This window comes from Streptomyces sp. CG 926, assembly GCF_003148825.1.
Classification (GTDB): Bacteria; Actinomycetota; Actinomycetes; order Streptomycetales; family Streptomycetaceae; genus Streptomyces.
In genome coordinates, this window is the sequence record NZ_QGGZ01000001.1 from 844,631 (window position 1) to 857,710 (window position 13,080).

The following is a 13,080-nucleotide window of genomic DNA, read 5'->3' on the forward strand; positions in this document are numbered from 1 at the left end:
CCCGTCACAAGGAGCCCGCGCATGGCCCGTAGTCTCGCCCTGGCCCTCACGGCAGCCGCCTCGCTCACCCTGGCGGCCGTCGCCGCTCCGCTCGCCGCCGCGGACCCGGGCCCCGGCCGGGCCCAGGGCGATCGTGCCCTCACCTACGCGGCGACCGCCAGGTATCAGGTCCACGCCAACGCCGTGGCGGACGGCTACAAGCCCGACCAGTACTGCGTCGTCGACAAGGCGGGCCCGGGCGCGCTCGGTTACCCGCACTTCAACCACAAGTACGACAACTCCCTCGACCCGAGGAAGCCCGCCGCCCTGTTCTACGAGGACGACGGGCGCGGCGGCAAACGGCTCGTCGCGGTCCAGTGGTTGGTCTACGACCGCGACCAGAAGCTGACGACGGACGACGACCGCCCGACGATGTTCGGCATCCCCTTCAAGGGCCCCAAGCCCGGCAACTTCCCCGGTCAGCCCGTGCACTACGCCTTGCACATGTGGCTCTGGAAGAAGAATCCCGACGGCCTGTTCGAGACCTTCAACCGGGCGGTGACCTGCCTTCCGGGCACCGTCCGCCCCAAGCCGTCGCTCTGATGCCTCGCCGGGAGCCACCGAAGCCCCTGACCCGACGGGGTCTGCTCGCCGCCGGCGGGATCGTCTTCAGCGGGGCGCTGGGCGCCCTGTTCGCCGGTGGCGGCTCCGGGGCCGCGGCCGGGACCCGGCGGTCCCCCCGCACCGGTCGCGGGTACGGACCGCTGGTCGCCGATCCGCGCGGGCTGCTCGACCTGCCCGCGGGGTTCACGTACCGGGTGCTGTCCCGGGCAGGCGAGCCGCTGCGCTCCGGCGAGGGCCCGGTACCCGCCAACTGCGACGGCATGGCCGCCTTCGGGGCCGGAGGCGGCCGCGTGCGCCTGGTGCGCAATCACGAGAACCGCACCACCGCCGCGCTGCGCGTCCCCGCCGTCCCGGGGCTGACCTACGACCCCGAGGCCCTCGGCGGCTGCACCGCGCTGGAGCTGGACGCGGCCGGGCGGGTCACCGGCGAGCGGGTCGCCCTCGCCGGTACCGCCGTCAACTGCGCGGGCGGCCGCACCCCCTGGAACACCTGGCTGAGCTGTGAGGAGACCGAGGACCGCGCGGGTACCTCCGGCTACACCCGCGACCACGGCTACGTCTTCGAGGTGGACCCGGCCGACCCGCACCGCTCGGGCGCGGTACCGCTCACCGCGATGGGCCGCTTCGCGCACGAGGCCGTCGCCGTGGACCCGTACCGCGGGGTCGTCTACGAGACCGAGGACGCCTTCGTCCGGCCGTTCGGGCTGTTCTACCGGTTCCTGCCGGAGCGGCCGCTGGGCGGGCTCGGCTCGCTGCGGGCCGGGGGGCGGTTGGAGGCCCTGCGGGTGCCCGGGGTCGCGGACCTGGCGGTGGTGGACGAGCCCGGGGCGGAGTTCCCGGTGGAGTGGGTGCCCGTACCCGACCCCTCGGCGGCCGGGACGCCGATCCGGCTCCAGGACTTCGGGCCCGGCGGGATCACCCACGCGCAGAAGCTGGAGGGCTGCTACTGGGGCGACGGCGGGGTGCACTTCGTGTCCAGCTTCGCCCGGACCGGCGAGGGCGCGGCCGCCGACCACCACGGGCAGGTGTGGTTCCACGACCCGCGGCGCTCCACGATCCGCCTGGACGTGCGCTTCGGCCCGGCGGCCGACATCGCGCTGCCCGGGGACTCCCCCGACAACATCTGCCTGGCCCCGGACGGCGGACTGATGGTGTGCGAGGACGGCGGTGGCGCGCAGTACGTCTTCGGGGTGACGGAGGGCGGCGAGGTCTACCCGATGGCCCGCAACGCCGAGGACATCGGTCGGCCCGGAGCCCCGGAGTGGGGGGAGTTCGCCGGGGTCACCTTCTCCCCCGACGGGCGGACGATGTTCGTGAACGCCTACGCGCCGGGGACGACGTTCGCGGTGACGGGGCCCTGGCACTGACCTCGCGCTCCCGTTCGGTCTGCTGGAAGATCGTACGGAACCGACGGGATTGGGGTGGTCAGCGATGGCCGGGAAGCAGAACGAGAAGCGGAAGTCGGCGAAGCCGTCCGGGAAGCGGCGGGAGGAGCGGGAGAAGGACGCCGAGCCCGCGAAGAACGCGAAGTCGAAGTCCGGTAAGGGCACGAAGTCCGGGGCCTCCGGGAAGTCGGCGAAGTCGGGGAAGCCGTCCGCGGCCGAGGTGTCCGTCCCCCGGTCACTGCGGGAGCTGCTGCGCGTCACCCCGGGCGAGCGGCCGGACCTCGCCCGCCTGGACCCCTCTTCGACCCCCGGCGGCCCCGCCGACAAGGCGGCCGGGGTGGCGGCCACCGCTCTGCTGGCGCAGCCGCTGGGCTCCCTCCAGGAGCGGCTCTACGCGGCGAGCACCGCCGGTGACCGCCGCCGTGTCCTGCTCGTCCTCCAAGGCATGGACACCAGCGGCAAGGGCGGCACCCTCAAGCACGTGATCGGCCTGTTCAACCCCTCCGGGTGCCGGATCAAGGCCTTCAAGGCGCCCACCGAGGAGGAGCTGGGCCACCCCTTCCTCTGGCGGATCAAGCAGGAGCTCCCCCGGCCGGGCGAGATCGGCATCTTCGACCGTTCCCACTACGAGGACGTGCTCATCGCCCGGGTCCGCGAGCTGGTGCCGCGCAACCGGGTGCGGGCCCGGTACGCCCAGATCAACCGGTTCGAGAAGGCTCTCACGGAGGACGGGGTGACCGTGGTGAAGGTCTTCCTGCACATCGGCCACGAAGAGCAGCGGACCCGACTCCTGCAGCGACTGGACAACCCGGACAAGCACTGGAAGTTCAACGTGGGCGACATCGAGGAGCGCACCGTGTGGCCCGCGTACCAGGAGGCGTACGAGGTGGCGATGGAGCGCTGCTCCACCGACGAGGCGCCCTGGTACGTGGTGCCCGCGGACCGCAAGTGGTACCGCAACTGGGCGATCAGCACACTGCTGCGGGAGCACTTGGAGGACATCGATCCGCAGTATCCGAAGGCGGAGTTCGATGTCGAGGAGTGCCGTAGGCGGCTCCTGGCGGGGTGAGTCCCACCTGACCGCCTGTCGCTCATTCTTCTGATCAGTTAGTCATATATTTTGCGTACGTGACCAATTGCGTACGAAAAGTAGCTGCCGCGGCTGCCCTGGCGGCGCTCGGCGCCGCGCTCGCGGGATGCGGGGGCGGCGCCGGCGCGCCGGCCACCGGCCGCGAGGCCCGTATGGGCACCCCCGCCGCCTCGGCGTCCACCTCGGGCTCCGCCTCCGCACCCACCCCCGCGCCCGCCCCCGGGTCGACCGCCGCCTCCCCGCAGGCCGGTGCGCCCGCCAAGCCCCCGACCATGGCGCCCGGCCCGAACGGCCTGACCCCCGTTTTCGAACGGGCGAAGCAGCGGACGGACAAGACCGTGGCGCTGACCTTCGACGCCGACATGACCTCCGACCAGGGACCGCGCGCCGCGGACGGGGAGCACTTCGACAACCCCGCGCTGATCTCGACCCTGCGCACCCTCAAGGTGCCCTCGACGATCTTCATGACGGGCCGCTGGGCCGAGGAGTACCCGGACCAGGCCAAGTCGATCGGCACCGACCCGAACTTCGAGATCGCGAACCACTCGTACAGCCACCACGCCTTCACGTCCCCCTGCTACGGGCTGCCCGCGCTCGACGGCGCGGCCGCCCGCGCCGATGTCGACCGGGCCTTCGCCGCCTTCCGGCAGGCGGGCGTCGTCAACACCGTCCCGTACTTCCGCTTCCCCGGCGGCTGCTACGACGACCAGGCTCTGCGGGCCGTGTCCACGGCCAAGGTCACGGCCGTCCAGTGGGACGTGGTCAGCGGGGACGCCTTCGCCAAGGACCCGGTCGCCGTGGCCGAGCAGGTGCTCGACGGCGTGAAGCCCGGTTCGGTGGTGGTCATGCACTGCACGCGCAGCGCCGCCCCCGTCACGGAGGATGCCGTCCGGCGGATCGTCCCGGAGCTGCGCAAGCGCGGCTACCGGTTCGTGAAGGTCTCCGAGCTGATCGGGAAGTAGCCGCGCCGCGAGCCGGACCCCGGACCCCGGCCGGTGGATCCGGCGGATCCGGACCTCAGCCGGAGCAGGCGGTGCGCTGGGCCTCCTGCCACTCGCACACGGGGCAGAGCACCACGCCCGGGGTGGCGACCCCGTACTCGGTGGGCGCGGCGCACAGCACGCAGTTGGCGTACGGCGGTCCCGCCACCCGGCCGGCGGGGGTGGGGTCGGCGGGTGCGGGGCAGTACGACGCGCTCTCGTCCGTCCGGTCCATGGGGACGAGCCTACCGGCCCGACGGCTCTCGGCCACGTGCTGCGCGAGTACTGGTAGGAAACTTTCCTTCCTGTTAGTGTCCCGGGCGGCGGCTTGGCGCGGTGCCCACCCCCACGGGCATGACGCGCTCAGTGAGAGCTCTGACCCGGCCGCCGTGGCGCCGCCCCCTGCCCGTCCGCGGGCGGGTGCGGCGCCCCGCGCCAGTGTCCAGCTCTCGCCGCCCCCTCAAGGTAGGGAGTTCCAGGTATGCGCCTGAACGCCTCCGCTCATCCCCCTCTGTTACGCGGCAGACTCCGCACCCGCCTGCTCACCGGCCTCACCGGTCTCGCCGCACTCACGCTCGTCGGCGGGCTCCTCCTGGCCTGGCCCGGCCGGGCCGGGGCCGCCGCCGACCCCCTCATATCCCGCGGGAAGCCCGCCACCGCCTCCTCCACCGAATCCTCCGCGCTGGGCGCGAAGAACGCCTTCGACGGCGACCCGGCCACCCGCTGGGCCAGTGCCGAGGGCAAGGACCCGCAGTGGATCCGGGTCGACCTCGGCACCGGGGCCACCGTCTCGCGCGTCCGACTCACCTGGGAGGCCGCCTACGCCAAGGCGTACCGCGTCGAGGTCTCCACCGACGGCGCCGCTTGGACCACGCTCGCCGTCGAGAGCGCAGGCAACGGCGGTGTCGACGACTGGACCGGCCTGTCCGGCAAGGGCCGCTACCTGCGTGTCCAGGGCACCGCGCGCGGCACCTCCTACGGCTACTCGCTCTTCGAGGCCGAGGTGTTCGGCACCGTCGGGGACGGGCCGCCGCCGGGCGGCTCCTTCACGGTCGTCGCCGCGGGGGACATCGCCGCGCAGTGCACGGCGTCCGACAGCGGCTGCGCGCACCCGAAGACGGCCGCGCTCGCCGCGCGGATCGACCCGAAGTTCTATCTGACGATGGGCGACAACCAGTACGACGACGCCCGGCTGTCCGACTACCGCGCCTACTACGACAAGAGCTGGGGCGCCTTCAAGTCCCGGACCCGGCCGGTCCCGGGCAACCACGAGACGTACGACCCGGCCGGCCCGCTCGCCGGATACAAGGCGTACTTCGGCAGCATCGCCTACCCGCAGGGCAAGAGCTACTACAGCTTCGACGAGGGCAACTGGCACTTCCTCGCCCTCGACTCCAACTCCTTCGACCAGAAGGCCCAGACCGACTGGCTGAAGGCCGACCTCGCCGCCAACACCAAGCCGTGCGTCGCCGCCTACTGGCACCACCCCCTGTACTCCTCCGGCGGGCACGGCAACGACCCGGTCTCCAAGCCGATCTGGAAGATCCTCTACGCCGCCCGGGCCGACCTGGTCCTGAACGGGCACGACCACCACTACGAGCGGTTCGCCCCGCAGGACCCCGAGGGCCGGGCGACGGCCGACGGGATCGTGGAGATCGTCGGCGGGATGGGCGGCGCCGAGCCCTACCCGATCGAGGAGGTCCAGCCCAACAGCCAGAAGCGGATCAGCGGACCGTACGGGGTGGTGAAGCTGGACTTCACCGACTCCGGCTACGGATGGACCTACGTGGCCACCGACGGCCAGGTCAAGGACACCGGCCCGAAGTACAGCTGCCACTGATGTACCTGGCCGCCAACGGCCGCCCGGACGCGTCGCCCCGCCCCTCAGGCGTGCGGCGGCGCGTCCCCGCCGCCGTCCTCGCGCTCGGCGCGGTCAGCCTCGTCACCGACATCTCCTCCGAGATGGTCACGGCGGTCCTGCCGCTCTACCTCGTCCTGGGTCTGGGCCTGACCCCCCTCCAGTTCGGCTTCCTGGACGGGATGTTCAACGGGGCCACCGCCCTCGTCCGGCTGCTCGGCGGGCGACTCGCCGATCGGCGCGGCCACCACAAGCGGGTCGCCGGGGCCGGCTACCTGCTCTCCGCGCTCTCCCGGCTCGGACTGCTGCTCGCCGGCGGCGCCACGGGTGGGATCGCCGCCGCGCTCGCCGCGGACCGGCTGGGCAAGGGCATCCGTACCGCCCCGCGCGACGCCCTCATCTCGCTCAGCGGGCCCCCCGAGAGCCTCGGCCGCTCCTTCGGCGTGCACCGCGCCATGGACACCACGGGCGCCCTGCTCGGGCCGCTCGCCGCGTTCGCCGTGCTGTGGGCGACCGCCGACGCCTACGACGCGGTGTTCGCCGTCAGCTTCTGCGTCGGTCTGCTCGGCGTGCTGCTGCTCGTCGCGTACGTCCCGGCGGCGCCCGGGCCGGCCGCTCCGGCTCCGGCCGGGGTCCGTCCGCCCAGGCTCCCGGTCCTGCGCGACCGCGCGCTGCGCCGGGTGCTGTACGCCTCGGCCCTGCTCGGCGCCACCACCATCGGCGACGCCTTCCTCTACCTGCTGCTCCTGCGCGGACTCGACCTGCCGCCCGCCCTGTTCACGCTGTTGCCGCTCGGGGCCGCCGCCGTCTACCTGCTGCTCGCCGTCCCCGCGGGCCGGATCGCCGACCGGACCGGCCGTCGGACGGCCTTCCTGTTCGGGCACGGCGCCCTGCTCGGCGCGTACGCCCTGCTGCTCGCTCCCGTCTGCGCACCGACCGTCGTGGGGGTGCTCGCCCTGCTGGGTATCTTCTACGCGGCCACCGACGGGGTGCTGATGGCCCTCGCCGCCCCCGCGCTGCCCCCGGCCGGCCGGGCGGGCGGGCTCGCGGTGCTGCAGACCGGGCAGGCACTGGCCCGACTGCTGGGCGCCGCCGGCTTCGGGGCGGCATGGACCCTCTGGGGGCAGCGGCCCGCCCTCTGGGCCGCCGCCCTCGCGCTGGCCGCGGCGCTCGCGGCCGCCTCGCGCATCCTGCCCGCCGCTCCCCCTGACGCCCCGAACGCCTCGGCCGCCCCGGAGGTCCCGTGAATCCCCCGTCCCGCCGACTGCGCCTCGTCCTGGTCGTCACCGCGGTGCTGCTGTTGGCAGGTGGCTCGCTGGGCTACGTACTGCACGCGCGGCACCGCGAACGGCCGCGCACGCAGCAGGCCAACGCCTCCTTCGGCGCCCTGGAGCCGGGCCTCTACTTCCGGGACGCGGTCGGCGGGCGGATCGCGCGCCAGGGCGGGCCCGGCCTGCCGCGGGTGACCGGCGGCCCGTCCTGCGACCGCTTCCACACCGCCGGGGGCCATGCCCTGTGCCTGCGGAAGCTGCCCGGGGTACCGGCGCGCACGGAGGCCCTCGTACTCGACCGAAGCATGCGCGAGATCCGCAAGGTGACCGTGCCCGGCATCCCGAACCGGGCCCGCGTCTCGGCCTCGGGCCAGGTCCTGTCCTGGACCACCTTCACGACCGGCGACTCCTACAACACGGCCGCGTTCTCCACCCGGACGGCGATCCTGGACCTGCGCACCGGCTATCTGATCAAGTCGATCGAGCAGCTCCCGCTGACCCTCGACGGGGCCCGCCACCACGACTCCGACGTCAACTACTGGGGCGTGAGCTTCGCCGTCGACGACAACCGCTTCTACGCCACCGTCTCCACCCGCGGCGCCACCCACCTCGTCGAGGGCGATCTGCGCGCCTGGTCGGCGAAGGCGCTGCGGGAGAACGTCGAATGCCCCTCGCTGTCCCCGGACGGCACCCGTCTCGCCTTCAAGAAGAAGGTCTCCGACGACCCCCGGGCACCCTGGCGGCTGTACGTCCTCGATCTGGCGACGATGCGCGAACACCCGGTGGCCGAGACCCGTAGCGTCGACGACCAGGCCGCGTGGCGGGACGGCGCGACCCTGGCCTACGCACTGCCGGGCCAGGACGGCCGTGCGAGCGACATCTGGTCGACCCCGGCGGACGGCACGGGCGAGCCCCGTCTCCTCGTCCCGGACGGTTCGTCACCGGCCGACGTGGGATAGGGGTGTCCGGCCGCCGGGCGGCCGGACACCCCTATCCCCTGGTGTGACTCACTCAGACGACGGGGGTGTTCGGGAGGATCGAGAAGCCGGCGCCGCAGGCCGCCACGAGGTTCGACGGCGCGAACGGCGTGTCGCTGGTGGCGCACTGGGCCTCGTGGAGCACCCCGTTCTCGGCGAGCAGGGTGATGTAGAGGATGCCCGGGTTGGCCTCGGTCACCGAAAGCGCGCTGTCGGTGACACACGTCGGCGCGTTGGCGAGAAGGCCGAGGTTGATCCACACGCCCGCGTTGCGGCTGTCGTTGACGAACGAGTGGCCCTGCGCGTCGGTCGCCACACGGAAGACGATCGGGGTGTTGAAGTTCTCATAGTCCGGCGCGGCGGAGCTGACGTCGCGCGCACCGCACTTCTTGCCCTGCGCCGTCATGGAGCTGTTGGGGGACGCGGTGCCCCCCGGGGTGTCGGCGGCGACCGCGGACGGGGCCACGAGCGCCCCGAGCAGTACCGCTCCCGATACGACCGACATGCCCCGCGCAGCCCAAGCCAGCTTCCTCATGTGCGTCCTTTCCTGGAGGGGAGGCCCTTCGCCGCATGCGCGAAGTGGCCACATCTACGGGAACGAACATCCCCACCCCTGAAGCGATGATCACAGAAGGTTACATATCATCACTCTTCGGAACGGCGAACGGCTCCACCGGAGGGTCGGCGCCGTCGGGCGGCGGCCGGGCAATGCCGCCGTTCGCGCCTTCGACGCGGACGAGGGCGCCGCGCGGGAGTTCCGGCGTGATCCCGCGCAGCACCCAGCGGCGGCTCCGGCCTAAGAGCGGCCCACACCGATCGGGTTCAATGCGCGGTGACCGTCTCGACGGCCTCGCTCGGGCGGACGATCACGAAGCCCTCGCCGCTCAGCTTCAGCTGGACCGCCTCGCCGGAGCCGCCGCGGATCATCGAGCCGACCGACTGGGAGCGGTGCAGGCCGGTCTCCAGCCGGGCGCTCCAGCCGACCACCGCGTCCGTGTCCACGTAGACCGGGGCCTGGGCGGTGACCGGGATGATGATCGGGTTGCCGTCGCAGACGACGGCGAGCTTGCCGGTGCCGCTGAAGACGCTGTTGAAGAGGCCGCCGCCGGTCATGCCGGCGCCCTTCACCATCTTGATCTCGTAGGACAGGGTCGGGTCGAAGCAGAGCACGTTGCGGCCGTTGACGGTGAGGGCGTCACCCGACTCGACGTCGATGATGAAGCAGTTGCCCGCCCGGTGCGCGAACCAGGCCTCGCCCTGGCCGCGCACGGACATGAGCGCGAGGCCCTCGCCCGTCACGGCACGCTTGAGCATGCCGCCTATGCCCTGTCCCTTGCGCTCGAACTGGAGGTTGCCGCGGAAGGCGACCATCGAGCCCTGGCGGGCCAGCATTTCACCGTTGACGTTGTACTTCACCGACTTGGCGTTCTGCAGGGTCATGCCGGGGGCGACGGCCGCCTGGGCCAGGTTCTCGGACGCGAAAAGGTCACTCTTCATGGCCTCGATCCTCACCCGGTACGGCCACCCGGGGCATCATCCTGAAGGCGGAGGCCGGCATCCTTGGCGGGATGAGCAGCCAGCACACGAACGACATCTCCGGCCTCCCCTCGGTCGGCGCGGACAGCCCCTTCCGCCAGGAGCACGTACTGCGCGACGAGGCACCGCAGTTCGTGCTGCCGTTGGTGGTGCGGATCGAGAAGGCCGAACCGCCCGCCCGGACGGACGCCCTGGAGACGGCGGCCCGCGCGGTACTGGTCCTGCTCACCGACGAGCGGGCGCACGGCGAGGGCGAATGGGCACAGGCGGTCCGCGACTGGCAGGACGCCCGGATCCGCAAGGTGGTCCGGCGGGCGCGCGGGGCCGAGTGGCGCAAGGCGGAGACCCTACCGGGCGTCACCGTGCACGGGGACGCCGCGCAGGTACGCGTCTTCCCGCCGGTGCCCCTCGACGGCTGGCCGAAGGAACTGGCCAAACTGCAGGTATCGGGCACCGATCTGGACGACCCGGAGCCGGTCGGCGTGACCGCGGAGCCGGGGCTGCCGGTGCTGTGGCTCAACCCCGGCCTCGACATGTCGGCCGGCAAGGCCATGGCCCAGGCCGGGCACGCGGCGCAGCTGGCGTGGTGGGAGCTGGCGGAGGCGGAGCGGACCGCCTGGCAGGATTCCGGTTTCCGGCTGGCGGTACGGACGGCACCGCGCGAGCGGTGGGCGGAGCTGAGCGGGAGCGGGCTCCCGGTGGTCCGGGACGCCGGATTCACCGAGATCGCGCCGGGCAGCGCGACGGTGGTCGCCGACCACCCGGCGCTGCGCGCCCGGCTCTGAGGGCCCGGCTCCGAGGGCCCGGCTCCGAGGGCCCGGCTCCGAGGGCCCGGCTCCGAGGGCCGGCCCGGCGCGCTGCGCGGGCCGGGCGGGAACCTCAAATGTTCCTCTGAACGTCCCCTCCTGCGATTGGCGCGACTCCGTCGGGGCCATGACATCGGCACACGGTACGAAGAGAGGGGGCGAGGGGACATGAAGCCCATGGCACACCTGGGGGTGGGCATCGGCTGGCGGCCGGAGATCGCGGACGCCGTCGAGCGGCTTTCCGGCCTGGACTGGGTCGAGGTGGTGGCCGAGAACGTATGCCCGGGCCACCTGCCCGACTCCCTGCTGCGACTGCGCGAGCGGGGCACGCGCGTGGTGCCGCACGGGGTCTCGCTCGGCCTCGGGGGCGCGGACCGCCCCGATCCGGCGAAGCTGGCGGCGCTCGGCGAGCGGGCGGTGGCGCTGGGGGCGCCGCTCGTCACCGAGCACATCGCCTTCGTACGGACCACCTCGCCGCTGCTGGAGGCGGGGCACCTGCTGCCCGTGCCGCGCACCCGCGACGCGCTGGACGTGCTGTGCGAGAACGTGCGGATCGCGCAGGACGCCCTGCCGGTCCCCCTCGCCCTGGAGAACATCGCCGCGCTGTTCTCGTGGCCGGGCGAGGAGCTGACGGAGGGGCAGTTCCTCACGGAGCTGGTCGAGCGGACCGGGGTCCGGCTGCTCATCGACGTGGCCAACCTGCACACCAACCGGGTCAACCGGGGCGAGGACCCGGCCGCCGTGCTGGACGCGATCCCGCTGGAGGCGCTGGCGTACGTGCACGTGGCGGGCGGTGTCGAGCGGGGCGGGGTCTGGCACGACACCCACGCGCACCCGGTCCCGCCGGTGGTCCTCGACCTGCTGGCCGAGCTGCGTTCCCGGGTGGAACCGGCGGGCGTCCTGCTGGAGCGGGACGACGACTTCCCGGCGGAGGCCGAGCTCGCGGGCGAGCTGGCCGCGATCCGGGCGGTGGTGACGGCCGGACCGGCCACGCCCGCGGCCGCGTCCACCGCCGGCGCGACGGACACCGACTCCGACTCCGGCACCGACTCCGGCACCGGCACCGAGCCGCGCCCGGTCGAGGAGTCGACCCGGACCCGGGTGGCGCTCGGACAGGCCGCGCTGCTGTCGGCACTGGTGGCCGGGACCCCCGTACCCGAGGGCTTCGACCGCCGGCGCATCCGGGTGCAGGCCCGGGCGCTGGCCGCCAAGCGGGCCGACGTGGTGGCGAAGGTGGCTCCCGAGCTGCCGGTGATCCTGGGCGGCCCGCAGGCGTACCGCGAGGCCTTCCTCTCCTATGCCAAGGGGCGCCCGATGACCTCCGGATACCGCCGGGACGCGCTGGACTTCGCCGAGGACCTGCTGATCCGGGACCTGCCGGCCGATCCGGCGGCCCGGCGCCGGCTCACCACCTGGTGGCAGGACCGGGCCGGGGCCAAACCGCCCCGCCGGATCGTGCGCTGGGCCCGGACGCTCGTAGGGAGAGCGGCATGAACGTGTTCGCCGTGGCGATCTGGATCGCCGTCGTCCTCTCGTCCGTCCTGCTGATGCTGAGGCTCCGCCGGATCCGGTCCCGGCCGGTGTCCGCCGGGCCCTCGTCCGGCCTGCACGACCTGTCCGAGGCCGCCTTCATGGTGGGCGGCCCCGGCACCGTGGTGGACGCCGCGCTCGTGTCGATGCTCGCCGACGGGCGGCTGGTGGCCGGCGGTCCGGGCATCGTCCAGGTACGCCCCGGGGCGCGGGCCGGCGACCCCGCCGAGCGGGCCGTCCTGCAGGCCCACTCGGGGGCGCCCTCGGGCTGGCTCTACCAGGTGCGCTACGCCGCCATGTGCGACCCGGCCGTCCAGGAGATCGGGGACGCCCTGGCCGAACGCGGACTGATCGTCCCGCCCGGGTCCGGGCAGCGGCGCCTGCGGCGCTGGGGGCTGACCCAGGCGATCGTGTGCATGGTCCTGTTCCCGGTCTCGCTGGTGCTGACCGTCGTGTCGCTGGCCCTGCAGTCCGGATCCGGGGTGCCGTTCATCGTGAAGGTGCTGTTCGCCCTGGTGGGTGGCATCGTCGTCGGTCTGGTCTGCGCGGCCCGGGCCAAGAGCCGGATCACGACGGCGGGGGCGCGGGCGCTGCGCGCGATCCGCTCCGCCCATCTGAACGACCGGACCCCGCAGGTACAGACCGCGCTGTTCGGGCTGCGCGGCCTGCGGGACCCGTACCTGCGACAGCTGTTGGTGCCCGCCGTGCGCGGGACCCGGCTGGCGGCTGCCCAATCACGCACCCGCCCGCACGGCATGCCCCACTCCACGCACGCGCACGCGCACTCGTCCTCCGCCGACGTGCTGCCGATCGTCTGGTGCGCCGCGAGCGACAGCGGCGGCGCGGGCGGCTCGGGCTGTGGAGGCGGCTCCGGCTGTGGCGGTGGCTCGGGCTGCGGCTCCTCCGGCGGCGGATCCAGCTGCGGTGGAAGCAGCTCCAGCTGTGGGAGTTCGTCCAGCTCCAGCTGCGGCAGTTCGTCGAGCTGCGGCAGCTCCTCCAGCTCCAGCTGCGGCAGCAGCTCCTGACCCCCGGACGTACGGCAAT

At 73.3% G+C, this 13,080-nt stretch carries 13 protein-coding genes; 10 read left to right on the forward strand and 3 right to left on the reverse strand.

Annotated elements, in window-relative coordinates:
• Positions 1 to 21 precede the first annotated feature (21 nt).
• The 4 genes from BCL76_RS03475 to BCL76_RS03490 all read left to right on the forward strand — a co-directional run bounded on the left by BCL76_RS03475 (position 22) and on the right by BCL76_RS03490 (position 4,040).
• Complete coding sequence (locus BCL76_RS03475) at positions 22 to 582, forward strand: hypothetical protein (RefSeq protein ID WP_109777994.1); 561 nt, start codon at positions 22 to 24, stop codon at positions 580 to 582.
• Positions 582 to 1,970, forward strand: coding sequence for an alkaline phosphatase PhoX (locus tag BCL76_RS03480; RefSeq protein ID WP_109777996.1), 1,389 nt, complete (start codon positions 582 to 584; stop codon positions 1,968 to 1,970). The genes BCL76_RS03475 and BCL76_RS03480 overlap by 1 nt, the downstream gene beginning before the upstream one ends.
• A 64-nt stretch (positions 1,971 to 2,034) precedes the next feature.
• Positions 2,035 to 3,057 (forward strand): PPK2 family polyphosphate kinase, encoded by a 1,023-nt coding sequence (locus BCL76_RS03485; protein ID WP_109777998.1) that lies wholly within the window; start codon positions 2,035 to 2,037, stop codon positions 3,055 to 3,057.
• A gap of 59 nt (positions 3,058 to 3,116) precedes the next feature.
• Entirely contained in the window at positions 3,117 to 4,040 is a 924-nt protein-coding gene (locus BCL76_RS03490; protein WP_258309270.1) for a polysaccharide deacetylase family protein, read from the forward strand.
• A 55-nt stretch (positions 4,041 to 4,095) separates the two neighbouring features.
• Here BCL76_RS03490 and BCL76_RS03495 read toward each other — a convergent pair whose 3' ends face one another.
• On the reverse strand, positions 4,096 to 4,293 hold the full coding sequence (locus BCL76_RS03495) for a hypothetical protein (RefSeq protein ID WP_109778327.1): 198 nt from the start codon (positions 4,291 to 4,293) through the stop codon (positions 4,096 to 4,098).
• Positions 4,294 to 4,539: 246 nt separating this feature from the next.
• Between BCL76_RS03495 and BCL76_RS03500 the strand changes: the two genes are divergently transcribed.
• Genes BCL76_RS03500 through BCL76_RS03510 form a run of 3 tightly spaced genes read left to right on the forward strand, consistent with a single transcriptional unit; the run spans position 4,540 to position 8,146 of the window.
• Positions 4,540 to 5,898, forward strand: coding sequence for a discoidin domain-containing protein (locus tag BCL76_RS03500; RefSeq protein WP_109778002.1), 1,359 nt, complete (start codon positions 4,540 to 4,542; stop codon positions 5,896 to 5,898).
• Complete coding sequence (locus tag BCL76_RS03505; RefSeq protein WP_109778004.1) at positions 5,898 to 7,163, forward strand: MFS transporter; 1,266 nt, start codon at positions 5,898 to 5,900, stop codon at positions 7,161 to 7,163. Before BCL76_RS03500 ends, BCL76_RS03505 begins: the two co-directional genes overlap by 1 nt.
• On the forward strand, positions 7,160 to 8,146 hold the full coding sequence (locus tag BCL76_RS03510) for a TolB family protein (protein WP_109778006.1): 987 nt from the start codon (positions 7,160 to 7,162) through the stop codon (positions 8,144 to 8,146). The genes BCL76_RS03505 and BCL76_RS03510 overlap by 4 nt, the downstream gene beginning before the upstream one ends.
• 52 nt (positions 8,147 to 8,198) lie before the next feature.
• Here the strand turns inward: BCL76_RS03510 and BCL76_RS03515 are convergent, their stop codons facing one another.
• Positions 8,199 to 8,699 (reverse strand): hypothetical protein, encoded by a 501-nt coding sequence (locus BCL76_RS03515; RefSeq protein ID WP_146228308.1) that lies wholly within the window; start codon positions 8,697 to 8,699, stop codon positions 8,199 to 8,201.
• A gap of 287 nt (positions 8,700 to 8,986) precedes the next feature.
• The gene (locus tag BCL76_RS03525; RefSeq protein WP_109778010.1) at positions 8,987 to 9,661 is read right to left on the reverse strand and encodes an AIM24 family protein; all 675 of its coding nucleotides are present in this window, start codon (positions 9,659 to 9,661) and stop codon (positions 8,987 to 8,989) included.
• A 71-nt stretch (positions 9,662 to 9,732) separates the two neighbouring features.
• Here BCL76_RS03525 and BCL76_RS03530 point away from each other — a divergent pair, with 71 nt between their 5' ends.
• From BCL76_RS03530 to BCL76_RS03540, 3 genes are all read left to right on the forward strand, one after another.
• Positions 9,733 to 10,485 carry an aminoacyl-tRNA hydrolase gene (locus BCL76_RS03530; protein WP_109778012.1) on the forward strand — a complete coding sequence of 251 codons (753 nt, stop codon included), beginning with the start codon at positions 9,733 to 9,735 and terminating at the stop codon, positions 10,483 to 10,485.
• A 189-nt stretch (positions 10,486 to 10,674) separates the two neighbouring features.
• Positions 10,675 to 12,000 (forward strand): DUF692 domain-containing protein, encoded by a 1,326-nt coding sequence (locus tag BCL76_RS03535; RefSeq protein WP_109778014.1) that lies wholly within the window; start codon positions 10,675 to 10,677, stop codon positions 11,998 to 12,000.
• The gene (locus BCL76_RS03540; RefSeq protein WP_109778015.1) at positions 11,997 to 13,061 is read left to right on the forward strand and encodes a TIGR04222 domain-containing membrane protein; all 1,065 of its coding nucleotides are present in this window, start codon (positions 11,997 to 11,999) and stop codon (positions 13,059 to 13,061) included. The genes BCL76_RS03535 and BCL76_RS03540 overlap by 4 nt, the downstream gene beginning before the upstream one ends.
• Positions 13,062 to 13,080: the final 19 nt, after the last annotated feature.